Consider the following 23,392-nt stretch of genomic DNA (forward strand, 5'->3'; position numbering starts at 1 on the left):
GTTGCGCCGCCGTAGGGCAGGGCCGGATCAGGCCGTTTCGTGCGGCGTGTCGGCGTTCAGCAGGTCGACGTACGCGACCGCGACGAGATCGTCCTGCGACACGCCGAGCTTCGCGAACACGTCGTGCGCTTCGGCTTCGCCGCCGGCCTCGTCGTCATCGGGGCCGAGCACGACTTCCAGTTCGATGAAATCGCCGAGGCCATCGACGCGGTCGAGGTGGATGCGCGTGCGGCCCGCGAGATACACGTGCCGTTCCTTCGTCACGATCCCGCGCGTGGTCAGCGCGGTGGCGAGCAGCGCGTGCATCGCGTCGGGGTTCGTCACCGGGCTGCGCGTGTAGTACGACGCCTTCGGGCCGTCGCGGTCGTCGCGCTGGTAGAAGATCAGTTCGGCCGGCGTGCCGTCCTCGAAGCGGCGCAGCTTCAGCCGGCCGCGCGGCACGTCATAGAAGAAATCCTGCTGGCGATAGAACAGCGGCGCTTCGGTCGCGAGCTTGGCCGCCTGCTCGCGCAGGTGGTCGAATTCGCGGGCGCGGGCTTTGATCTCGATGTTGCGGGCCATGCGGGTCTCCTTCAATCGGGGTCTCGCGGTGTGCGAACGCACAATCTAGCAAAAACGCGGAGACGGTGGCGTGACGACGCGCGGGGGGGCGTGGCGAGATGACGCGTGCAGGCCGCGCCGCGCCGTCTTCAGCACCGCTCATATCGCCCACTGGGCTTCGATGAGCCGCAGCGCCGCCGCGATCGCCGGCTCGTCGCGCCGCTCGGCGAGCGCCACGAACGTCAGTTCGGTCGGCACCGTCACGCGTTCGACGATCGTCAGCGCATGCGCGTGCGCTTCGGCCAGCGCGGTCGAGTCGCGCGCGAGCGTCAAGCCGATACCCGATTTGACGAGATCGAGCATCGACTGCTCCTGGTCGACCTCGGCAACCTTGACCGGCTGCGCGCCGGCATCCGCGAAGCGCCGCGACAGCAGCCGGTGGTGCGCGGACGCCGGCGGCGTCCAGATCCACGGCAGCGCGGCGAGCGCGCGCCAATCGTGCGCGCGCTGCACGCGTTCCCTCCAGCCGGCCGGCGCGAGCACGCGGTACTGGAAATGCGTGAGCGTGACGGTGTGGAACAGCGCACCGTCGAGTGGATCGTCCTCGCCCGGCTGGCCGATGTAGTAGCCGACGTCGAGCGCCTGCGTGCGCACCTGTTCGATCACCCAGCCCGACATCCCGTGCCGCAGGGCGGTTTCGATCTGCGGATGGGTTTCGACGAGCGCGCGCAGGAAGCCGCCGAGCCGCAGGAAGCCCGGATCGAGGATCGTGCCGATCCGCAGCCGGCCGCGCACCTCGTGCCGCAGCGCAGCAGCGGCGCGCTGCACGTCGGCGGCCGCGGCGAGCGCGCGTTCCGCATGCGGCAGCAGCGTCTGGCCGTCGCGCGTGAGCGCGAGCCCGCGCGACGTGCGGGTAAACAGCGTGACGCCGAGCGTTTCCTGCAGATGCTTGATCTGCAGGCTGACGGCTGGCTGCGTCAGGTGCAGGTGGACGGCGGCGCGCGTCAGGTTGCCTTCGCGCGCGACCGTCGCGAACGCGCGGAGCAGGGTGAGATCCATCGTCGTGATATGAGCGCAGCTTATAACGCAGTTCAGCATAACTCATTGGATCGGCGGACGGCTGCCGGAGTACGCTTCATCGGTCGTGGCGCGGGGCCGCAAGGGCGGCCGGCGACGCACTATGCTGGAAATGACGCGCGCGGGATTGCGCCGCGTGACAGGAGACAACATGACTACCCAACGCACGCTAGAAGGCGAATTCGATTACGTGATCGTCGGTGCGGGCACCGCGGGCTGCGTGCTCGCAAACCGCCTGACCGAAGATCCCGACATCCACGTGCTGCTGCTCGAAGCGGGCGGCAAGGACGACTATCACTGGATCCACATCCCGGTCGGCTATCTGTATTGCATCGGCAACCCGCGCACCGACTGGCTGTACAAGACGCAACCGGAAGCGGCGCTCAACGGCCGTGCGCTGTCGTATCCGCGCGGCCGCGTGCTCGGCGGCTGCTCGTCGATCAACGGGATGATCTACATGCGCGGCCAGCGCGAGGATTACGACAGCTGGGCGCAGGAAACCGGCGACGCCGGCTGGTCGTGGGACAGCGTGCTGCCGATCTTCAAGCGCAGCGAGGATCACCATGCGGGCGCGAGCGACGCGCACGGCGCGGGCGGTTACTGGCGCGTCGAGAAGCAGCGGCTGCGCTGGGAGATCCTCGAATCGTTCGCGCAGGCCGCGCAGCAGACGGGCATCCCGGCAACCGACGATTTCAACCGCGGCGACAATACCGGGGTCGGCTATTTCGAGGTGAACCAGAAGCGCGGCGTGCGCTGGAATACGTCGAAGGCGTTCCTGCGGCCCGCGATGGCGCGCCCGAACCTGACCGTGATCACCGGCGCGCAGGCGCAGCGCGTGATTTTCGACGGGCGGCGCGCGGTGGGCGTCGAGTATCGCGGCGGCGGCACCGATTACGTCGCGCGAGCGCGCTCGGAGGTGCTGCTGACGTCCGGCGCGGTGAATTCGCCGCAGCTGCTCGAACTGTCGGGCATCGGCGATGGCCGGCGGCTCCAGGCGCTCGGCATCGACGTCGTGCAGGATCTGCCGGGCGTCGGCGAAAACCTGCAGGATCACCTGCAATTGCGGATGGCGTTTCGCGTCGAAGGCGTGCGCACGCTCAACACACTGTCGGCGCACTGGTGGGGCAAGCTGATGATCGGCGCCGAGTATGCGTTGCTGCAGCGCGGGCCGATGTCGATGGCGCCGTCGCAGCTCGGCGCGTTCGCGAAATCCGATCCCGACGATTCCGCCCTCACGCGCCCCGATCTCGAATACCACGTGCAGCCGCTGTCGCTCGAACGCTTCGGCGAGCCGCTGCACAGCTTCAACGCGTTTACGGCGTCCGTGTGCCATCTGCGGCCGACGTCGCGCGGCAGCGTGCATATCGCGAGCGCCGATCCGGGCGCCGCACCCGCGATCGCGCCGAACTATCTGTCGACCGAGCACGATCGCCACGTCGCCGCGAATGCGCTGCGCCTCACGCGCCGGATCGCGTCCGCGCCGGCGCTCGCGCGCTATCGTCCCGAGGAAATCCTGCCGGGCCTGCAGTACCGGAGCGAAGCCGAGCTGATCGAGGCGGCCGGCGCCGTCGGCACGACGATCTTCCATCCGGTCGGCACCTGCCGGATGGGGCGTGCCGACGATGAGCGCGCGGTGGTCGACAGCCGGTTGCGCGTGCGCGGCATCGCCGGGCTGCGGATCGTCGATGCGTCGGTGATGCCGTTCATTACGTCGGGCAATACCAATTCGCCGACGCTGATGATCGCCGAACGCGCGAGTGACATGATCCGTGCCGATCGACGCGCGGCGCATGAAGCGACGCCGGTGCGCACGGAGGCCGCGGTGACAGCCACGTGACGGAACGCTGACACGCACGACAGCGGGCCGTCACGATGCCGCCCGCTGATTCGCTATGCGAAACAAGCTGCCGTTGCAGCGCCGGTGCCGATGGCGCCGATTGTGCCGGTTCACCGGCAAGATCCATGCAAGCCGTGCAGTCGCACGGCTTTTTTGTTGCGTGCGCGCCGGGCCGTGCGGAGGGCAACGGACGATGATGCACGTGTCAAAAAAACGGGGTGAAAAACCGTGCACAGCCGCGCGCGACATGGCGGCCAGCCCTATAAGTGCAAATCCCGATGATTGCACTGCACCAACGGCGAGACAATGTGGCGCAGTGTGCATACGCGTCGGCGCGGGAGACCACCCTCGAGGCGTAACACGGCGCCCGGGGCAGCCCGCTCATCCGCTGACCTGTTTCGCGGACGCTTCTCGCGAATCTTCCCGGTGCTTCGCCTGACTTCGTACGGAAGGGAACATGATTCTCGGCGACACGATTCTGGAAACACGCGGACTGACCAAGGAATTCAGGGGTTTCACGGCCGTCAACGGCGTGAACCTGCGTGTGCGTCGCGGTGCGATCCATGCGTTGATCGGACCGAACGGCGCGGGCAAGACCACCTGCTTCAACCTCCTCACCAAATTCCTGACGCCGACGGCCGGCCAGATCGTCTTCAACGGCATCGACATCACCGACGAGCGGCCCGCGCAGGTGGCGCGGCGCGGCATCATCCGCTCGTTCCAGATCTCGGCCGTGTTCCCGCACCTGACCGCACTGCAGAACGTGCGCATCGGCCTGCAGCGCGCGCTCGGCACCGAATTCCATTTCTGGCGCAGCGAACGCACGCTGAAGCGCCTCGACGACCGCGCGATGGACCTGCTCACGCAGGTCGGCCTCACCGATTTCGCGCAGGTGCCGACCGTCGAGCTCGCGTACGGCCGCAAGCGCGCGCTGGAGATCGCGACCACGCTTGCGATGGAGCCCGAACTGATGCTGCTCGACGAGCCCACGCAGGGGATGGGCCACGAGGACGTCGACCGCGTGACCGCGCTGATCAAGAAGGTGGCGAGCGGCCGCACGATCCTGATGGTCGAGCACAACATGAACGTGATCGCGGGCATCTCCGACACGATCACCGTCCTGCAACGCGGCGAGGTGCTCGCCGAAGGCTCGTATGCGGAAGTGTCGAAGAATCCGCTCGTGATCGAGGCCTACATGGGCAGCGCCGACGCGGCGCTCGCGGGGGCGCACGCATGAAGCACAGCGCACGGGAGGAACGCGAATTGAGCGGCGTCGAAAGCGGCACGCCCGCGCTGGAGATCACGGGCCTGGAGGCCTGGTACGGGGAATCCCACATATTGCACGGTGTCGACCTGACGGTGCATCGCGGCGAGGTCGTCACGCTGCTCGGCCGCAACGGCGCGGGCCGCACGACGACGCTGCGCGCGATCATGGGGCTCACGGGCCGCCGCAGCGGGTCGATCAAGGTCGCGGGCAACGAGACGATCGGCCTTGCGACGCACCGCATCGCGCATTTCGGCGTCGGCTACTGCCCGGAGGAGCGCGGGATCTTCTCGAGCCTGTCGTGCGAGGAGAACCTGATGCTGCCGCCGCCGATCGGGCCGCGCGATCACGCGATGTCGATCGAAGAGATCTACACGATGTTCCCGAACCTCGCGTCGCGCCGGCAGAGCCAGGGCACGCGCCTGTCCGGCGGCGAGCAGCAGATGCTCGCGGTCGCGCGGATCCTGCGCACCGGCGCGAACCTGCTGCTGCTCGACGAGATCTCCGAAGGCCTCGCACCGGTGATCGTGCAGGCGCTCGCGCGGATGATCGTCGCGCTGAAGGCACGCGGCTACACGATCGTGATGGTCGAACAGAATTTCCGCTTCGCCGCGCCGCTCGCCGACCGGTTCTACGTGATGGAGCACGGCAGCATCGTCGAACATTTCCAGGCGGCCGAACTGGAAAGCAAGATGCCGACCCTGCACGACCTGCTCGGGGTGTGACGCCGCCCCGTCTCTCTCGCCGCTAGCCGTGGCGGCTTCGAACAACCACAACGCATCAGAACAACAGGAGACGTCAATGAAAATGAAGACCCTCGCACACGCCTGTCTCGCGCTCGCGACCGCCGCGTTCACCGCCGGCGCCGCGCAGGCCGCGGATACCGTGAAGATCGGCTTCATCACCGACATGTCGGGGCTTTACGCGGATATCGACGGGCAGGGCGGTCTCGAAGCGATCCGCATGGCAGTGGCCGATTTCGGCGGCAAGGTGCTCGGCAAGCCGATCGAGGTCGTCTATGCCGATCACCAGAACAAGGCCGACATCGCCGCGTCGAAGGCGCGCGAATGGATGGACCGCGGCGGGCTCGACCTGCTGGTCGGCGGCACGAACTCCGCCACCGCGCTGTCGATGAACCAGGTCGCCGCCGAGAAGAAGAAGGTCTACATCAACATCGGCGCGGGCGCCGACACGCTGACCAACGAGCAGTGCACGCCGTACACGGTCCACTACGCGTACGACACGATGGCGCTTGCGAAGGGCACCGGCTCGGCGGTGGTGAAGCAGGGCGGCAAGACGTGGTTCTTCCTGACCGCCGACTACGCGTTCGGCAAGGCGCTCGAGAAGAACACGTCGGATGTCGTGAAGGCGAACGGCGGCCAGGTGCTCGGCGCGGTGCGTCACCCGCTGTCCGCGTCGGATTTCTCGTCGTTCCTGCTGCAGGCGCAAGCGTCGAAGGCGCAGATCCTCGGCCTCGCGAACGCCGGCGGCGACACGATCAACGCGATCAAGGCCGCGAAGGAGTTCGGCATCACGAAGACGATGAAGCTCGCCGCGCTGCTGATGTTCATCGACGACGTGCACAGCCTCGGCCTCGAGACGACGCAGGGCCTCGTGCTGACCGACAGCTGGTACTGGAACCGCGATGCGGCGTCGCGCCAGTGGGCGCAGCGCTACTTCGGCAAGATGAAGAAGATGCCGTCGAGCCTGCAGGCGGCCGACTATTCATCGGTGACGACCTACCTGAAGGCCGTCCAGGCTGCCGGCACGACCGACTCCGACAAGGTGATGGCCGAGCTGAAGAAGATCAAGATCAACGACTTCTACGCGAAGGGCTACATCCGTACGGATGGCAGCATGATCCACGACATGTACCTGATGGAAGTGAAGAAGCCGTCGGAATCGAAGGAGCCGTGGGATTACTACAAGGTGCTCGCGACGATCCCGGGCGAACAGGCGTTCGCGACCAAGCAGGAATCGCGCTGCGCGTTGTGGAAGTAAGCAGGGCGTAGCGGCGCGCGCGGGCGTGCCGCTCGGTGGCGGCTGCAGCGATGTGCCCGCTGCGCCGCCCGCGTGCGCAACGCATAAAGGTTGCGCACGCAACGAAACTCATTCTGACGGCTAAGTCGATGGAAATCTTTGGCATTCCGTTGCCGGCGATGCTGAGCCAGTTGCTGCTCGGGCTCGTCAACGGCTCGTTCTACGCGATCCTGAGCCTCGGGCTCGCGGTGATCTTCGGGCTGCTCAACGTGATCAACTTCGCGCACGGCGCGCTGTTCATGCTGGGTGCGATGCTCGCGTGGATGGGCCTGTCGTATTTCGGGCTGCCGTACTGGGCGATGCTCGTGATCGCGCCGCTGGTCGTCGGCGCGTTCGGGATCGTGATCGAGCGCTCGATGCTGCGCTGGCTGTACAAGCTCGATCACCTGTACGGGCTGCTGCTCACGTTCGGGCTCACGCTGGTCGTCGAAGGCGTGTTCCGGTCGATCTACGGCTCGTCCGGCCAGCCGTACGACGTGCCGTCGCAGCTGTCCGGCGCCACCAACCTCGGCTTCATGTTCCTGCCGAACTACCGCGCGTGGGTGGTGGTTGCGTCGCTCGCGGTATGTCTCGTGACGTGGTTCGTGATCGAGAAGACGCGCCTCGGCGCGTACCTGCGTGCGGGCACCGAGAACCCGAAGCTCGTCGAGGCGTTCGGCGTGAACGTGCCGATGATGATCACGCTCACCTACGGCTTCGGTGTCGCGCTCGCCGCGTTCGCGGGCGTGCTGGCCGCGCCGGTGATCCAGGTGTCGCCGCTGATGGGCCAGCCGATGATCATCACCGTGTTCGCGGTGGTCGTGATCGGCGGGATGGGCTCGATCCTCGGCTCGATCGTCACGGGCCTGCTGCTCGGCGTGATCGAGGGTTTCACGCGGGTGTTCTACCCCGAAGCGTCGGCCACCGTCGTGTTCGTGATCATGGCGATCGTGCTGCTGTTCCGCCCGGCGGGCCTCTTCGGCAAGGAAAAATGATGCAGAGAAAAGTGCTCTACGGCGTGCTGCTCGCCGCACTGCTCGCCGCGCCGTTCATCGGCGCGTACCCGGTGTTCGTGATGAAGGTGCTCACGTTCGCGCTGTTCGCGGCCGCGTTCAACCTGCTGATCGGCTATACGGGGCTGCTGTCGTTCGGCCATGCGATGTTTCTCGCGACCGCCGGCTATGCGACCGGTTATTCGATGCAGACGCTCGGTTTCACGCCGGAGCTCGGCGTGCTCGTCGGTACGGTTGCCGCAACGCTGCTCGGGCTCGTCGTCGGGCTGTTCGCGATTCGGCGGCAGGGCATCTACTTCGCGATGATCACGCTCGCGTTCGCGCAGATGGTCTACTTCATCTATCTGCAGGCACCGTTCACGCACGGCGAGGACGGCCTGCAGGGCGTGCCGCGCGGGCACCTGTTCGGGCTGCTCGACCTGTCGAACGACGTCGCGCTGTACTACGTCGTGCTGGCCGTGGTGGTGGCCGCGTGCGCATTCATCGTGCGGGTCGTGCATTCGCCGTTCGGCCAGGTGCTCGTCGCGATCAAGGAGAACGAAGCGCGTGCGATCTCGCTCGGCTACGACACCGACCGCTTCAAGCTGCTCGCGTTCATCCTGTCGGCGGGCCTCGCGGGGCTGGCCGGCTCGCTGAAGGTGCTCGTGCTCGGCTTCGAGACGCTGTCGGACGCGTACTGGACGATGTCTGGCCTGGTCGTACTGATGACGCTCGTCGGCGGGATGGGCACGCTGTTCGGGCCGCTGCTGGGCGCGGCGCTGATCGTTGCGCTGGAGGACCGGCTCGGCGACATCGGCGAATGGCTCGCATCGGCGACCGGCATCGGCTGGTTCCATTCGCTCGGCGAATCGGCGACGATCGTCACGGGGCTGATCTTCATCGCATGCGTGCTCGCGTTCAGGCGCGGGATCGTCGGCGAGATGGTCGCGCGGATCAAGCCGCTCAGGGCGTCCTGAATGCGTGCGGCGCGCGTCATCGGGCGTTGATGCGAAGCACCATCCGGCATGCTCCGGAAGGGCGTCGCAGCGGGCTCGGGCCGGCGCCACGCGGCAGGCTGGTGCCCCATTTTCGTGCGGCGATGCACCATAGGGGTAAATGCTAAGTTGTCGCAGTGTGAAAGGTCCTTTAATCTTCGTCCTAGTTCTGATGCACCGCGAAACGAATTTGCAGGTGGAGAACGAGGAGACAATCGAGGCACAAAGTGCCCGGACCCCAAAGCGCTGTTGGACGGAATCCAACAGCGCTTTTTCATTTGCGTGCACGGATTTCCGCCGATGGTGCATCGGCCAGCGCAGTGGCCGTCTTCCGCGCTTGCGTTCGCACCGCGCTTCTTCCGCGCTTCGCCGCGTCCCCCCGTTTTCCCATTTCCCGCTATCCGCTCGCAGACGATGCGCAACCGCGCACCAGCCGTTCGGGCTAACCCGGTTGGCGTGCGCAAAACGCGTCCGTTACACTCAGCTTTCGCCGACCGCTCGGTCGGGAAAATCGGTCGGCAGTTCTCCTACAAGCAGAATGCAGAAGAGGGAGTACGGTTGGATGAGCAGCGCAGGACGATGGATCGGGGCAGGAAGGGCGGCTGGTGCCGTTCGTTCGTCGTGGGGTGGGCCAGTCGTTGCCGTGGCCTTCTCGAGCCGTTCTGCGGGCTGTAGGCGCGTTCCGGCGCCATCGCCGGTCGTTGCGCGCGCATCCGTATCGGACTTCACATCTGCACGCGCATGAGCGGCCGGCTTTCCGATCGTGCGCCGCTCGTGGGCCCGGCCGCATCAGGCCGGATCGACGCGCGTTGCCTTGATCGTTGCGCATGCATCGAGCGCCCGCACGATTCCGCATTTCTCCACTTCCTTCATCCAGACGACACCGCTGCTGCGCATCGTGACGGTCGAACGACCGTGTCGACCGGCAGCCGGCGCATGCTTGCGCGGTGCCGTCCGGGCGCCGTCGCGGATGCGGCGTTTCACGGGAAAACGAGCGTAGGCGTGGCAAGACGAGATAGTTAAATTATTAACTTGTTTTTGGGGGCCGGGAGCCGCCCGAGCGACCCGTGGCTTTTTCGAGCAGCGTTTGGAGACAACGTAAATGAAGATGAATCGATGGATGGAGGCCGTGCTCGCCGCGGGCCTCGTGTGCGCGGCGGCAACGGCGTCGGCACAGGTGAAGATCGGCGTGACGCTGTCGGCCACCGGGCCGGCCGCGTCGCTCGGGATTCCGGAAAAGAACACGATCGCGCTGCTGCCGAAGGAGATCGCGGGCAAGAGCGTGCAATACATCGTGCTCGACGACGCTTCCGACACGAGCCGCGCGGTGCAGAACGTGCGCAAGCTGATCGATGAAGACCACGTCGACGCGATCATCGGCTCGTCCGTCACGCCGAATTCGCTCGCGATGCTCGACCCTGTATCGCAGGGCAAGACGCCGACGATCTCGCTCGCGGCGAGCGCCCAGATCATCGCGCCGATGGACGCGAAACGCGCATGGATGTTCAAGGTGCCGCAGAACGACCAGTTGATGGCCGACGCGATCGCCGGCTACATGGCGAAGCACGGCGTGAAGACGGTCGGCTTCATCGGCTTCGCGGACGCGTACGGCGACAGCTGGTACAAAACGTTCGACGCGGCGGCTGCGAAGAACGGCCTGAAGGTGGTGTCGAACGAGCGCTACAACCGCACCGACGCGTCGGTGATGGGGCAGGTGCTGAAGCTGATGGGCTCGAATCCCGATGCGGTGCTGATCGCCGGTTCGGGTACGCCGGCGGCGCTGCCGGCGAAGACGCTGAAGGAGCGCGGCTACAAGGGCAAGGTGTACCAGACGCACGGCGTCGCGAACAACGACTTCCTGCGCGTGTGCGGCAAGGACTGCGAAGGCGAGATCCTGCCGGCCGGCCCCGTGCTCGTGACCGACCAGCTGCCCGATTCGAATCCGGTGAAGAAGCCGGCGCTCGGCTACAAGGCTGCGTACGAGAAGGCGTACGGCGCGGGCTCGCTGGCGACGTTCGGTGGCCATGCGTGGGATGCCGGGCTGCTGCTGCAGCGTGCGATTCCGGAAGCGCTGAAGAAGGGCCAGCCGGGCACCGAGGCGTTCCGCGAGGCGCTGCGCGCGTCGATCGAGAGCGTGAAGGACCTGCCCGTGTCGCACGGCGTGATCAACATGACGCCGACCGACCACAACGGCTTCGACACGCGTGCGCGCGTGATGGTGCAGATCGTCGACGGCAAGTGGAAGCTGCAGGCCGAGTAAGCATCACGTGAAACCGGCGTGCGCGGCGCAAATGGCGTCGTGCATGCCGTCGGCAGGGTGCCGGGCCTGACGGGCCGCGCCCATGCCGCCTGGAACCACCGGGGCCGCCAGCAGGGCGCCCGACGCGTCGACCTTGCCGCCCGCGCCCCGGCCGTTCCCGTCTTCCGTTTCTCCGCAGCATTCTCGATACACGAAACGTATGGATCTCTCGATTGCAGCGATCCTCGCGCAAGACGGCATCACGACCGGCGCCATTTACGCATTGCTGTCGCTGGCGCTCGTGCTGGTGTTTTCCGTCACGCGGGTGATCTTCATTCCCCAGGGCGAATTCGTCGCCTACGGTGCGCTGACGCTTGCCGCGTTGCAGGCGCAGAAATTTCCCGCCACCTGCTGGCTGCTGTTCGTGATGGGCATCGCGTGCTTCCTGCTCGAAGTCGGCGGCCTGATCCGGCATCGCGAGCGGCGTCATCAGCTCGGCCGCACGCTTGCGACACTCGGCAGCCGCTACGTCCTGCTGCCGCTCGCGGTGTTCGCGATCACGCGCAGCTTTGCCGCGCAGCCGCTGCCGATGCTCGCGCAGATCGCACTGACGCTCGCGATCGTCGTGCCGATGGGACCGTTCGTCTACCGGCTCGTGTACCAGCCGATCGCCGAAGGCACGACGCTGCTGCTGCTGATCGTGTCGGTCGCCGTCCACTTCGCGATGGTCGGCCTCGGGCTCGTGATGTTCGGCGCGGAGGGCTCGCGCACCAACGGCTTCTCGGATGCGTCGCTGTCGATCGGCAGCATGACCGTGTCGGTGCAGAGCATCCTGGTGGTCGTGACGGCGCTCGTGCTGATCGGCGCGCTCTACGTGTACTTCGGCCGCACGATCGCCGGCAAGGCGCTGCGCGCGACGTCGGTGAACCGGCTCGGCGCGCGGCTCGTCGGCATCGGCACGACCGAGGCAGGGCGGCTCGCGTTCACGTTCGCGGCGGGGCTCGGCGTGCTGTCCGGGATCCTCGTCGGCCCGCTGACGACGATCTACTACGACTCGGGCTTCCTGATCGGCCTGAAGGGTTTCGTCGGCGCGATCATCGGCGGGCTCGTCAGCTATCCGCTCGCGGCCGCCGGCTCGCTGCTTGTCGGCGTGCTCGAATCGTATTCGTCGTTCTGGGCGAGCGCCTACAAGGAGGTGATCGTGTTCACGCTGATCATTCCGGTGCTGCTGTGGCGGAGCTTCGCGACGCCGCACGCGGAAGAGGAAGAGGAGTGACACGATGAAGACGATGGTACGCAACAAGACCTTCTGGGTGTTTCTCGTGGTGCTGTTCGCGCTGCCGGTGCTGCCCGGCGCGCTGCAGGTGCCCGAATACTGGATCACGCTGCTGAACTACATCGGCCTCTACGCGATCGTCGCGATCGGGCTCGTGCTGCTCACGGGTGTCGGCGGGATGACGAGCTTCGGGCAGGCCGCGTTCGTCGGCATCGGCGCGTATGCAACCGCGCTCCTGACGACGCGCTACGGCGTGTCGCCGTGGCTCGCGCTGATCGTCGGTGTCGTGCTGACGGCGCTCGTCGCGCTCGTGCTCGGCGCGGTCACGATGCGGCTGTCCGGCCACTTCCTGCCGCTCGGCACGATCGCGTGGGGCCTCGCGCTGTTCTACCTGTTCGGCAACCTCGAACTGCTCGGCAAGTACGATGGGATCAACGGGATTCCGGCGCTGAACCTGTTCGGCATCGCGCTCGAAAGTGGCCGCAGCCTGTATTTCCTGATCTGGGCGGTCGTGCTGGCCGCGATCGTGTCGGTGCAGAACCTGCTGAACAGCCGTCCGGGCCGGGCGATCCGCGCGCTGCGCGGCGGCGGCGTGATGGCCGAGGCGATGGGCGTGAACACCGCGTGGATGCGCGTCGTGATCTTCGTCTACGCGGCGGTGCTCGCGGCCGTCTCGGGCTTCCTGTACGCGCACCTGCAGCGTGCGGTGAACCCGACCCCGTTCGGGCTGAACCACGGGATCGAGTTCCTGTTCATGGCCGTGGTCGGCGGCGTGTCGCACGTGTGGGGCGCGGTGCTCGGCGCGGCGATCCTGACCGTGCTGCAGGACTACCTGCAGACGCTGCTGCCGAAGCTGCTTGGGTCGGAAGGCAACTTCGAGATCATCGTGTTCGGCGTGTTGATGGTGTTGCTGCTGCAGTACGCGCGCCAGGGCGTGTGGCCGTTCGTCGCCAGGCTGTTCCCGCGCGGGCCGCGTGCGCATGTGCCCGAGCACGCCGATCCGCTGCCGCAACGCGCGAAGCCGGCGGCCGGCGAGCCGCTGCTCGTCGTCGACAACGCGCGCAAGCAGTTCGGCGGGCTCGTGGCCGTCAACGACGTCAGCTTCGACGTGAAAGCGGGGCAGATCATTGGGCTGATCGGCCCGAACGGCGCCGGCAAGTCGACCACGTTCAATCTCGTGACGGGTGTGCTGAAGCCGACGGGCGGCACGATCACGTTCCGTGGCGAGCGCATCGACGGGCTGACATCGCGCCAGATCGTCCGCCGCGGCATCGGCCGGACGTTCCAGCACGTGAAGCTGTTGCCGGCGATGACGGTGCTCGAGAACGTCGCGATCGGTGCGCACCTGCGTGGCCATACCGGCGTGTGGCGCAGCGTTGCGCGGCTCAATGGCCATGAGGAAGCGCAGTTGCTGGCCGAGGCCGCACGTCAGATCCGCCGTGTCGGGCTCGAAAAGCACATGTACGACGAAGCGGGCAGCCTCGCGCTGGGCCAGCAGCGGATTCTCGAAATCGCGCGCGCGCTGTGCTGCGACCCGACGCTGCTGCTGCTCGACGAGCCGGCCGCCGGGCTGCGCTACCAGGAGAAACAGCAACTCGCCGACCTGCTGCGCCGGCTGAAGACGGAAGGCATGAGCGTGTTGCTCGTGGAACACGACATGGATTTCGTGATGAATCTCACCGACCGGCTGGTGGTGATGGAGTTCGGCACGCGGATCGCGGAAGGGCTGCCGCAGGACGTGCAGCAGGATCCGGCGGTGCTCGAAGCGTATCTGGGCGGGGTGGAGTGATGACGGACACGACGATGCCGATTCTCGAAGTGCGCGGGCTGGCGGTGCGGTACGGGAAGGTGGAGGCGCTGCATGGAGCGGCAATCAAGGTCGGCGCGGGGCAGATCGTCAGCGTGATCGGCCCGAATGGCGCCGGCAAATCGACGCTGCTGAACGCGATCATGGGCGCGCTGCCGGTGAACGGGCACGCGTCGGGCGCGGTCGTGTATCGCGGTCACGACGTCGGCGCATTGCCGGTCGAGCAGCGTGTCGCACGCGGGATGTGCCTTGTACCGGAAAAGCGTGAGCTGTTCAGCACGATGACGGTCGAAGACAACCTCGTGCTGGGCGCGTATCGGCGCAAGCAGGCCGGCGAAGCGAATTTCCTCGACCAGCTCGATCACGTGTTCGCGCTGTTTCCGCGGCTGAAGGAGCGGCGCAAGCAGGCGGCCGGCACGCTGTCTGGCGGCGAGCGGCAGATGCTCGCAGTTGGCCGCGCGCTGATGGGCAAGCCCGACCTGCTGATGCTCGACGAGCCGAGCCTCGGGCTGGCGCCGCTGATCGTGAAGGAGATCTTTCATATCATCAGCGCGTTGCGCGGCACGGGCGTGGCGACGCTGCTGATCGAGCAGAATGCGCGGGCTGCGCTGCAGATCTCCGACTACGGCTATGTGCTGGAGACGGGCGAGTTTGCGCTGGAAGGGCCGGCGGCCGAGCTCGCACAGAATCCGCGCGTCATCGAAACGTACCTTGGGTTGGCGAAGAAAACGGCTTGATCGGTGGAGCGGTTGGCTGGAATCGGGCGGCGTGTTTCACGTGAAACACGCCGCTTTTGTTTTAGGGTTGAGATCTGACTCCGATACATCGACGGTTAACAACCAGGGGATAAGTACCGGAGGAACAGTCAAAAGCTCTGTGCAGTGGCGATGAGTGAAGGTATCCACAGTGCAGATGGCGATCCGGTTTGTCGTTCGGAGTTGGCCACTCGTTCCACCGGCCGACGATGTGTCGCGCCACAGGGGATAACTGTCTAGCGAACCGACGGAAATTCTGTGAGGAAGAGGGTGGGTGTGGTTGCACAGAGTATTTCGTCCGGGGTGTCGGGTGGGGCACAGGCCTCGAACGGGTTGTATGTTTCACGTGAAATCTCCGGACAACTGGATCTCTGCACAGGCGCAACGATGTGCGGCGGGCGGGCTCGAAGCATTGCCTGAGTGGGCTCTGAGCCACAGATTCATCGGTCCAATGCCGAAAAATCGTCGAAATGCACAGACCCTACCAATCGGACGGCATTCGGGTGAAAAGCGAACCCGCTATAATTCGGCCCATACATTTCTCAGATAGGTTCGTGCGCAGTCCTGCGGACGGAATCCACCATGCTTTTTCCCACAGAATTTGACGTCATCGTTGTCGGTGGCGGTCATGCCGGCACGGAAGCCGCGCTGGCGTCCGCCCGTATGGGCGCAAAGACACTGCTGCTGACCCATAACATCGAAACGCTTGGGCAGATGAGCTGCAATCCGTCGATCGGCGGCATTGGCAAGGGCCATCTGGTCAAGGAAGTCGATGCGCTGGGCGGCGCAATGGCAGCCGCGACCGACGAGAGCGGTATTCAGTTTCGGATCCTCAATTCGTCGAAGGGTCCGGCTGTGCGTGCGACGCGCGCACAGGCCGATCGCATCCTGTACAAGGCCGCGATCCGCCACCGGCTCGAGAACCAGCCGAACCTCTGGCTGTTCCAGCAGGCCGTCGACGACCTGATGGTCGAAGGCGACCGCGTGGTGGGCGCCGTCACGCAGATCGGCATCCGCTTCCGCGCCCGCGCGGTCGTGCTGACCGCCGGTACATTCCTCGACGGCAAGATCCACGTTGGCCTGAACAACTACACGGGCGGCCGTGCAGGCGATCCGGCGGCCGTGTCGCTGTCGTCGCGCCTGAAGGAGCTGAAGCTGCCGCAGGGCCGCCTGAAGACCGGTACGCCGCCGCGTATCGATGGCCGTTCGATCGATTTCTCGAAGCTGGACGAACAGCCGGGCGATCTCGATCCGATCCCCGTCTTCTCGTTCCTGGGCCGCGCGGAGCAGCATCCGCAGCAGCTGCCGTGCTGGGTCACGCACACGAACGAGCGCACGCACGACATCATTCGCGGCGGCCTCGACCGTTCGCCTATGTATACAGGCGTGATCGAAGGCGTCGGGCCGCGCTATTGCCCGTCGATCGAGGACAAGATTCACCGGTTCGCATCGAAGGAATCGCACCAGATCTTCCTGGAACCGGAAGGGCTGACGACCAACGAGTTCTATCCGAACGGGATCTCGACGAGCCTGCCGTTCGACGTCCAGCTCGAGCTCGTGCACTCGATGCGCGGCCTCGAGAACGCGCATATCCTGCGCCCTGGCTACGCGATCGAGTACGACTACTTCGACCCGCGCGCGCTGAAGGCATCGCTCGAGACGAAGGCGATCAACGGGCTGTTCTTTGCGGGCCAGATCAACGGCACGACCGGCTATGAAGAAGCGGCCGCGCAGGGTCTGCTGGCCGGCCTCAATGCGGGTCGCTACGTGCAGGAGAAGGACGCATGGTGCCCGCGCCGTGACCAGGCCTACCTTGGCGTGCTGGTCGACGATCTCGTGACGCGCGGTGTGGCCGAGCCGTACCGGATGTTCACGAGCCGCGCTGAATATCGCCTGAGCCTGCGCGAAGACAATGCGGACATGCGTCTGACCGAGATCGGCCGCGAACTGGGGCTCGTCGACGACGCGCGCTGGGACGCATTCAGCCGGAAGCGCGACGCTGTTTCACGTGAAACCGAACGCCTGAAGTCGACGTGGGTTACGCCGAAGACGTTGCCGGCGGAAGAGGCGACCGCGCTGCTCGGCAAGGCAATCGATCACGAATACAGCCTCGCCGAGCTGCTGCGCCGTCCGGGCATCAGCTACGACGGCGTGTGCGGCCTGAGGGGTGGCGAATGCGGCCCCGCGGAGCCGCTGGCTGACGATCCGGTGCTGCTCGAGCAGATCAAGGAGCAGGTCGAGATCGGCATCAAGTATCAGGGCTATATCGAGCGTCAGGCATCGGAGATCGAGCGCAACGATGCGAACGAGAACACGCGCCTGCCGGACGGTATCGACTACCGCGAAGTCCGCGGCCTGTCGTTCGAGGTGAGCCAGAAGCTCAACGAATTCCGGCCGGAAACGATCGGGCAGGCGTCGCGTATCTCGGGTGTCACGCCGGCGGCGATTTCGCTGCTGATGGTGCACTTGAAGCGCCGCGGCCTGGGCCGTCGTAATGGCACTGCCGAAGCGGCAACGGAGCAGGGGGACGGCACCGTCCCGACGCAACAATGACGGCGCGTCGCGCGCCGGCGGTTAATCGGGACGTACTGGAAGAGATGCTCGTCGAAGGCGCGACGGCGCTCGACCTTGCTCTGACGGATGCACAACGCAATCAGCTGCTCGACTACGTCGCGCTGCTCGGCAAGTGGAACGCGGTCTACAACCTGACCGCGATCCGCGACCCGAAGCAGATGCTGATCCAGCACATCCTCGATTCGCTCTCCATCGTTTCGCATCTGCGTGGCCGTGCATCGGCCCGCGTGCTCGACGTTGGCTCGGGCGGCGGGTTGCCCGGTATCGTGCTGGCGATCGTCGAGCCGGACTGGCAGATCACGCTGAACGATATCGTGCAGAAGAAGTCTGCATTCCAGACTCAGATGCGCGCGGAGCTGAAGCTCGCGAACCTGTCGGTGGTCACGGGGCGGGTCGAATCGCTGCAGCCGGGTGTCGAAGTGCCAGAAAAATTCGACATGATCGTATCCCGCGCTTTCGCGGATCTGTCCGACTTCGTTAAACTTGCTCGACATCTGGTCGCGCCGGGCGGATCGATCTGGGCAATGAAGGGTGTCCATCCGGACGACGAGATTGCGCGGTTGCCGGAAGGCAGTCGCGTCAAGCAGACGATACGGTTGGCGGTACCGATGCTCGATGCCGAACGGCATCTGATCGAAGTAGCCGTCGACGAGGCGAATTGAAGGGAAGGCGCGCAGTAGCGCGCCGTTTGTTTGAAGGTAAAGGGAATACACCAACGATGGCAAAGATCTTCTGCGTTGCGAACCAGAAGGGGGGCGTCGGCAAGACGACGACATCGGTCAATCTCGCCGCAAGCCTTGCAGCGCAGGAGCAACGAGTCCTGCTGATCGACCTCGACCCGCAGGGTAACGCGACGATGGGCAGCGGGATCGACAAGGCTGCCTGCGAAGCGACCGTGTACGAAGTGCTGGTCGACGGCGTATCGGTGACCGACGCGCGCATCCGCCCGGAAGGCGTCACCTACGACGTGCTGCCCGCGAACCGCGAGCTGTCCGGTGCCGAGATCGAACTGATCAACATCGACAACCGCGAGCGCAGGCTGAAAGCCGCCCTCGAGCGCGTGGCCGAGGATTACGACTTCGTGCTGATCGACTGCCCGCCGACGCTGTCGCTGCTGACGCTGAACGGGCTGTGTGCGGCGCATGGCGTCGTGATCCCGATGCAGTGCGAGTACTTCGCACTGGAGGGGTTGTCGGATCTCGTCAACACGATCAAGCAGGTTCACGCGAACATGAATCGCGACCTGAAGATCATCGGCTTGCTGCGCGTGATGTTCGATCCGCGCATCACGCTGCAGCAGCAAGTCTCCGATCAACTGAAAGCGCACTTCGGCGACAAGGTGTTCGACGCGGTGATTCCGCGCAACGTACGCCTGGCGGAAGCGCCGAGTTACGGGCTGCCGGGCGTCGTGTTCGACCGCAGCTCGCGCGGTGCGCAAGCGTATCTCCAGTTCGGTGCCGAGATGATCGAGCGCGTTCGCGCGTTCGAGGTGTCGTGATCCGGACATGAGCGAAGCGAGGAAGAAAGACATGAACGCGGTACCAAAGAAGAAGGGCTTGGGACGTGGCCTCGAAGCGCTGCTCGGCGGCAGTGCCGATATCACCGAAGCGGTGAAGATCGAAGGGGCACCGAACACGCTCGCGCTCGGCAAGCTGCAGGCCGGCAAGTACCAGCCGCGGACGCGGATGGACGAAGGCAGCCTGCAGGAGCTTGCGGCGAGCATTCGCGCGCAGGGCGTGATGCAGCCGATCCTGGTACGACCCATTTCGTCAGATAAATACGAGATCATTGCGGGTGAGCGCCGTTTCCGCGCGGCGCGCCTGGCGGGCCTCGATGAAGTGCCGGTGCTCGTGAAGGACGTGTCGGATCAGGCCGCCGCGGCGATGGCGCTGATCGAGAACATCCAGCGCGAGGACCTGAACCCGCTTGAAGAAGCGCACGGTATCCAGCGCTTGCTCGACGAGTTCGGTTTCACGCACGAACAGGCAGCCGAATCGGTCGGCCGTTCGCGCAGCGCGGTGTCGAACCTGCTGCGCCTGCTGAACCTGGCTTCGCCGGTGCAGACGATGCTGCTGGCCGGCGATCTCGACATGGGGCATGCACGCGCGCTGCTCGCCGTCGATGCGGCCACGCAGATCACGCTTGCCCATCAGGTCGTCAACAAACGCATGTCGGTGCGCGAGACCGAGAAGCTCGTTACGCACACGACGAAGGAAGCGCCGGCGGTGAAGGCGCGCGCGAAGGACGATGGCGGCCGCGATACGCGCCGTCTCGAAGAGGAGTTGTCCGACCTGCTCGCGTCGACGGTGAAGATCAAGCTCGGCCGCCGCGGGCGAGGGCAGGTGACGATCGACTTCGGCAACCTCGACGCGCTCGAGGGCATTCTCGTGCGGCTGCGCGGCAACGTCGCAACCGAAGAATAAAGGGCGGCGCATGGAGGAGACGGGCACACCGGCGCCACGCCGGTGGTTGGGGTGGCTTGCGCAGGAACCCGTGCTATCGGTGCTCGCGCTTGGCCTGATTGTGCTGCAATGGGTGCGTCCGCAACCATTTTCCGTATTGGCCGATCGGGTCGACTGGCAGACGGTCGCGACGCTCGCGGGCCTGCTGATGCTGACCAAGGCGCTCGAGTTGTCCGGCTGCCTGATGTGGCTCGCGCACCGGATCGTGCATCACGTGCATTCCGAACGCGGGCTCGCGATGCTGCTGGTCGGGTTCGCCGCGTTGCTGTCGATGTGGCTCACCAACGACGTCGCGTTGTTCGTCGTCGTGCCGTTGATGGTGTCGCTGCGCGCGCTGACACCGCTGCCGTTCCGGCGGCTCGTGATCGTCGTCGCGCTGGCCGTCAATGCGGGGTCCGTCGCGACGCCGCTTGGCAATCCCCAGAATCTTTTCCTGTGGCAATTGAGCGGCATGTCGTTCGGCCGCTTCGTGGTGACGCTCGGGCCGCTCGCGATCGCACTGATGGCGCTGCTGCTCGTGCTGACCGCGTGCGCGTTTCGCGCGAAGCCGCTCGATCTGTCCGGCGACGTCGTCGCCATTCCCGTCCAGCGCATGCACGCGCTGATCGCGGCGGTGCTGTTCGCGGCGTTCGTGCTGCTCGCCGATGCGCATCATCCGCTGCCGGGCCTGCTTGCCGTCGCGATCGTGTTGCTTGCCATCAAACGTGACGCAGTCCTTAAGATCGACTGGCTGCTGCTGCTGATCTTCGTACTGATGTTCGTCGTGCTGCGCAGCGCGGCGGCGCTGCCCGTCATCCATGACGCGATTGCGCATGCACGTCTCGACTCACCGCTGCGCGTCTTCGCGGCGGGTGCCGTGCTGTCGCAGGGCATCAGCAACGTGCCGGCCGCGATCCTGCTGTCGGAGTTCACGCATGACTGGCGAGCGCTTGCATTCGGCGTATCGGTCGGCGGTTTCGGTTTCGCGATCGGCTCGCTTGCGAACCTGATCGCGGTGCGTCTCGCGAAGGAGCCGCGCATGTGGTTGCCGTTCCACCTGGTCTCGATTCCGTTCGCGCTCGCCAGCGCGGCACTCGGCGCGTGGCTGCTCGTTCACGGTTGAGCGAGGCGGGTTCGTGCGGCACAGGCGTGCCATTCGGGTGGCGGGGGGGGGGCACAGCATTCGCGCTGGTTGCGGGGCTGTGGATAAGTGCGGCAAACCACAGTCGATCGACTGTGGTGGCATGACAACTGATTGGATAAATCCGCGCGCCAGCGTCGGTCGGGATTTCGCGTATCCGATGCGGCTGGCGGCCACAGTGTTTTGTCTGTTCGGCGTTTCGCGCGAAGCGCGAGCCCGGAGCCGCGTCACAGCATGGTTTTTGGCTGGCGATCGTGCCGCCCCGCCAGCGCCCGCAGCGGGCATCGCTTCCTCGCCATTTCATCGACGCCGGATTTTTTCGAGCAAGAAATACCGGTGCAAAAAAGCGACCTTACAACTGTCATCGTACGTCGTCGAATCGCAGGTTTTTTCACATCATGAGGTGACGTTTTACGCTGGTTTTTGTCGCGTCTAAAGCCTTGAATCACTTGCAACTATCGCTTACAATCGCCCGGATTTGTTAGCTAGGCACCCCTGAAAGCTTTCAGAAAGCTTGGGGCCGGGTTCAAGGATTTTGCGGAAGATTGCGATGGCGGGTCAGGCGCCGGACGACAGGCACGATGATCAGCGCACGCAACGCACCGCTTCAGCGGCCGGCGAGCGGCGCGAATTCGATGATGACTGGGATGCCGAGCAACAAGATAACAACATCGTTCCGCTTACACGGGCAGAAGCCGAAAAGCTGTTCGGCCCGAACGTGAGCAAGCCCTCGCGCGTAACCCCCTATAAGGTGGTAATCGCGCAAGTGGTTCTGTCCCTGGTTGCAACGCTGGCGTGGTGGCTGTTTTCGAAGTCGCCGGGCGCCGCTGCGCAATCCGCGTTTCTGGGCGGAGCGATCGGCTGGGTGCCCAGTGCGGTTTTCGTGGCACGACTGAAGGCAGGTGGCTCGGCCACCGTGATGAGCTGGGTGATGGGCGAAGCCCTGAAACTCGCTCTGACGATCGGGATGTTCACTGCAGTGGCGTTCGGCTGGTCCGGCGTGCACTGGGTGCCGTTCCTCGTCACGTACCTCGTCGTGCTGAAGACGTACTGGATCGCGCTGGCCTGGCGGTAAGGAACAAGCAGCGTGTGGTTTCGACAACGAACCGCACCGGCCCGTTCCCGCAATAGCGTGTTGCGGAACTGGCAAAACGATTTTCGACAATTTGGGTGGCATTAACGATATGGCAGCTAGCGAAGGCACGCGCGGTCCGGATCCGTCCGAGTACATTGCGCACCACTTGCAGAATTTCTCCACCTCGCATCAGACGTCGATTTTCGACATTCACGTCTGGAATATCGACACGCTGTTCTGGTCGATCGTTTGCGGCATCGTGACGATCCTCGTGCTGCGTCTGGCCGCCCGCAAGGCGACGTCGGGCGTGCCGGGCCGTTTCCAGTGCGCGATCGAGATGCTCGTCGAGATGGTCGAAGACCAATCGAAGGCCATCGTTCACGGCAATCGTACCTTCATCGCTCCGCTCGCGCTCACGGTGTTCGTGTGGGTCGCGCTGATGAACTCCCTCGACTTCCTCCCGGTCGACCTGCCGGGCCGCGTGATCGGCCTGCTCGGTCTGTCGGACGTGATTTCCCACCATCGCATCGTCCCGACGGCCGACCTGAACGGCACGCTCGGCATCGCGCTCGGCGTGTTCGTCCTGATGATCTACTACAGCATCAAGATCAAGGGCGCGGGCGGCTTTGTGCATGAGCTGCTGTCGGCACCGTTTGGCGCCCACCCGCTGCTGTGGATCCCGAACCTCGCGCTCAACATCGTCGAATATCTCGCGAAGACCGTCTCCCTCGGTATGCGACTGTTCGGCAACATGTACGCGGGTGAGCTGTTGTTCCTGTTGATCGCCCTGCTCGGCAGCATGTGGAGCTTCGGTGGCGACGCAACGTTCCTCGGCTTCGTTGGCCACGTGATCGCGGGCAGCGTCTGGGCAATCTTCCACATTCTGATTGTTCTGTTGCAGGCATTCATTTTCATGATGCTGACGCTGGTGTATCTCGGCCAGGCGCACGACAAGCACTAAGCGCGGCGTGCAAGAAAGAGTTTCCGTTTTAGTTTTTTAAATCTCAGTTCCAAGTCTTTTCACAAAGGAGTGATCATGCAAGCTTACATCGCCAACATCCAGGGTCTGACCGCCATCGGTATCGGCATCATCATCGGCCTGGGTGCAATCGGCGCCTGTATCGGTATCGCGCTGATGGGTGGTAAGTACATCGAAGCCTGCGCACGTCAGCCGGAACTCATCAACCCGCTGCAAACGAAGATGTTCCTGCTGGCTGGTCTGATCGACGCGGCATTCCTGATCGGCGTGGGTGTTGCAATGCTGTTCGCGTTCGCGAACCCGCTCCTGTCGAAGCTCGTCGCAGGCTAAGGTTCCTCGGAAATATGCGTCCGGCGCAAGCCGGCGCAGGGCGGAACGGAG

At 65.1% G+C, this 23,392-nt stretch carries 22 protein-coding genes; 19 read left to right on the forward strand and 3 right to left on the reverse strand.

What is annotated here, in order from left to right:
* Positions 1-27: 27 nt before the first annotated feature.
* Together G3N61_RS14825 and G3N61_RS14830 are read right to left on the reverse strand one after the other, a co-directional pair.
* The gene (locus tag G3N61_RS14825; RefSeq protein WP_043184855.1) at positions 28-561 is read right to left on the reverse strand and encodes a class IV adenylate cyclase; all 534 of its coding nucleotides are present in this window, start codon (positions 559-561) and stop codon (positions 28-30) included.
* A 138-nt stretch (positions 562-699) separates the two neighbouring features.
* Entirely contained in the window at positions 700-1,599 is a 900-nt protein-coding gene (locus G3N61_RS14830; protein ID WP_089449635.1) for a LysR family transcriptional regulator, read from the reverse strand.
* A gap of 169 nt (positions 1,600-1,768) precedes the next feature.
* Here G3N61_RS14830 and G3N61_RS14835 point away from each other — a divergent pair, with 169 nt between their 5' ends.
* The 6 genes from G3N61_RS14835 to G3N61_RS14860 all read left to right on the forward strand — a co-directional run bounded on the left by G3N61_RS14835 (position 1,769) and on the right by G3N61_RS14860 (position 8,706).
* Positions 1,769-3,454 (forward strand): GMC family oxidoreductase N-terminal domain-containing protein, encoded by a 1,686-nt coding sequence (locus tag G3N61_RS14835; RefSeq protein WP_205822849.1) that lies wholly within the window; start codon positions 1,769-1,771, stop codon positions 3,452-3,454.
* 457 nt (positions 3,455-3,911) lie between these two features.
* The gene (locus G3N61_RS14840) at positions 3,912-4,691 is read left to right on the forward strand and encodes an ABC transporter ATP-binding protein (protein WP_021160426.1); all 780 of its coding nucleotides are present in this window, start codon (positions 3,912-3,914) and stop codon (positions 4,689-4,691) included.
* Positions 4,688-5,443, forward strand: a complete 756-nt coding sequence (locus G3N61_RS14845; protein ID WP_043184860.1) for an ABC transporter ATP-binding protein — start codon at positions 4,688-4,690, stop codon at positions 5,441-5,443. Before G3N61_RS14840 ends, G3N61_RS14845 begins: the two co-directional genes overlap by 4 nt.
* Before the next feature lie 76 nt (positions 5,444-5,519).
* Entirely contained in the window at positions 5,520-6,719 is a 1,200-nt protein-coding gene (locus G3N61_RS14850; protein ID WP_043184862.1) for an ABC transporter substrate-binding protein, read from the forward strand.
* Between the two features lie 128 nt (positions 6,720-6,847).
* Positions 6,848-7,732 (forward strand): branched-chain amino acid ABC transporter permease, encoded by an 885-nt coding sequence (locus tag G3N61_RS14855; protein ID WP_043184865.1) that lies wholly within the window; start codon positions 6,848-6,850, stop codon positions 7,730-7,732.
* Positions 7,732-8,706 (forward strand): branched-chain amino acid ABC transporter permease, encoded by a 975-nt coding sequence (locus G3N61_RS14860; RefSeq protein ID WP_043184866.1) that lies wholly within the window; start codon positions 7,732-7,734, stop codon positions 8,704-8,706. The genes G3N61_RS14855 and G3N61_RS14860 overlap by 1 nt, the downstream gene beginning before the upstream one ends.
* 807 nt (positions 8,707-9,513) lie before the next feature.
* Here G3N61_RS14860 and G3N61_RS14865 read toward each other — a convergent pair.
* A complete protein-coding gene (locus G3N61_RS14865) occupies positions 9,514-9,708 on the reverse strand; it encodes a hypothetical protein (RefSeq protein WP_089449639.1) in 195 nt (64 codons plus the stop codon).
* A gap of 118 nt (positions 9,709-9,826) precedes the next feature.
* Here G3N61_RS14865 and G3N61_RS14870 point away from each other — a divergent pair, with 118 nt between their 5' ends.
* The 13 genes from G3N61_RS14870 to atpE all read left to right on the forward strand — a co-directional run bounded on the left by G3N61_RS14870 (position 9,827) and on the right by atpE (position 23,341).
* Positions 9,827-10,984 carry an ABC transporter substrate-binding protein gene (locus G3N61_RS14870; RefSeq protein ID WP_175023468.1) on the forward strand — a complete coding sequence of 386 codons (1,158 nt, stop codon included), beginning with the start codon at positions 9,827-9,829 and terminating at the stop codon, positions 10,982-10,984.
* A gap of 199 nt (positions 10,985-11,183) precedes the next feature.
* Positions 11,184-12,239, forward strand: coding sequence for a branched-chain amino acid ABC transporter permease (locus G3N61_RS14875; RefSeq protein WP_043184875.1), 1,056 nt, complete (start codon positions 11,184-11,186; stop codon positions 12,237-12,239).
* Between the two features lie 4 nt (positions 12,240-12,243).
* A complete protein-coding gene (locus G3N61_RS14880; RefSeq protein ID WP_205822850.1) occupies positions 12,244-14,028 on the forward strand; it encodes a branched-chain amino acid ABC transporter ATP-binding protein/permease in 1,785 nt (594 codons plus the stop codon).
* Positions 14,028-14,783: an ABC transporter ATP-binding protein gene (locus G3N61_RS14885; protein ID WP_043184876.1), complete on the forward strand. Its 756-nt coding sequence runs from the start codon at positions 14,028-14,030 to the stop codon at positions 14,781-14,783. The genes G3N61_RS14880 and G3N61_RS14885 overlap by 1 nt, the downstream gene beginning before the upstream one ends.
* A gap of 600 nt (positions 14,784-15,383) precedes the next feature.
* Positions 15,384-17,354, forward strand: coding sequence for a tRNA uridine-5-carboxymethylaminomethyl(34) synthesis enzyme MnmG (mnmG, locus tag G3N61_RS14890; RefSeq protein WP_205822851.1), 1,971 nt, complete (start codon positions 15,384-15,386; stop codon positions 17,352-17,354).
* The gene (gene rsmG / locus G3N61_RS14895; protein ID WP_205822852.1) at positions 17,351-18,037 is read left to right on the forward strand and encodes a 16S rRNA (guanine(527)-N(7))-methyltransferase RsmG; all 687 of its coding nucleotides are present in this window, start codon (positions 17,351-17,353) and stop codon (positions 18,035-18,037) included. Before mnmG ends, rsmG begins: the two co-directional genes overlap by 4 nt.
* Before the next feature lie 56 nt (positions 18,038-18,093).
* Complete coding sequence (locus G3N61_RS14900) at positions 18,094-18,873, forward strand: ParA family protein (RefSeq protein ID WP_089449645.1); 780 nt, start codon at positions 18,094-18,096, stop codon at positions 18,871-18,873.
* Positions 18,874-18,904: 31 nt separating this feature from the next.
* Positions 18,905-19,798 (forward strand): ParB/RepB/Spo0J family partition protein, encoded by an 894-nt coding sequence (locus G3N61_RS14905; protein WP_027788713.1) that lies wholly within the window; start codon positions 18,905-18,907, stop codon positions 19,796-19,798.
* Positions 19,799-19,808: 10 nt separating this feature from the next.
* Entirely contained in the window at positions 19,809-20,939 is a 1,131-nt protein-coding gene (locus G3N61_RS14910) for an SLC13 family permease (RefSeq protein WP_089449646.1), read from the forward strand.
* 121 nt (positions 20,940-21,060) lie between these two features.
* A complete protein-coding gene (locus G3N61_RS14915; RefSeq protein WP_205822858.1) occupies positions 21,061-21,393 on the forward strand; it encodes a hypothetical protein in 333 nt (110 codons plus the stop codon).
* A 114-nt stretch (positions 21,394-21,507) separates the two neighbouring features.
* Complete coding sequence (locus G3N61_RS14920) at positions 21,508-22,032, forward strand: ATP synthase subunit I (protein ID WP_205822853.1); 525 nt, start codon at positions 21,508-21,510, stop codon at positions 22,030-22,032.
* A gap of 109 nt (positions 22,033-22,141) precedes the next feature.
* On the forward strand, positions 22,142-22,993 hold the full coding sequence (gene atpB, locus G3N61_RS14925) for a F0F1 ATP synthase subunit A (protein ID WP_043184890.1): 852 nt from the start codon (positions 22,142-22,144) through the stop codon (positions 22,991-22,993).
* 75 nt (positions 22,994-23,068) lie between these two features.
* Positions 23,069-23,341: a F0F1 ATP synthase subunit C gene (gene atpE / locus G3N61_RS14930; protein WP_021160442.1), complete on the forward strand. Its 273-nt coding sequence runs from the start codon at positions 23,069-23,071 to the stop codon at positions 23,339-23,341.
* Positions 23,342-23,392: the final 51 nt, after the last annotated feature.

The sequence above is a fragment of the Burkholderia sp. Ac-20349 genome (assembly GCF_017104865.1).
Taxonomy (GTDB): domain Bacteria; phylum Pseudomonadota; class Gammaproteobacteria; order Burkholderiales; family Burkholderiaceae; genus Burkholderia; species Burkholderia aenigmatica.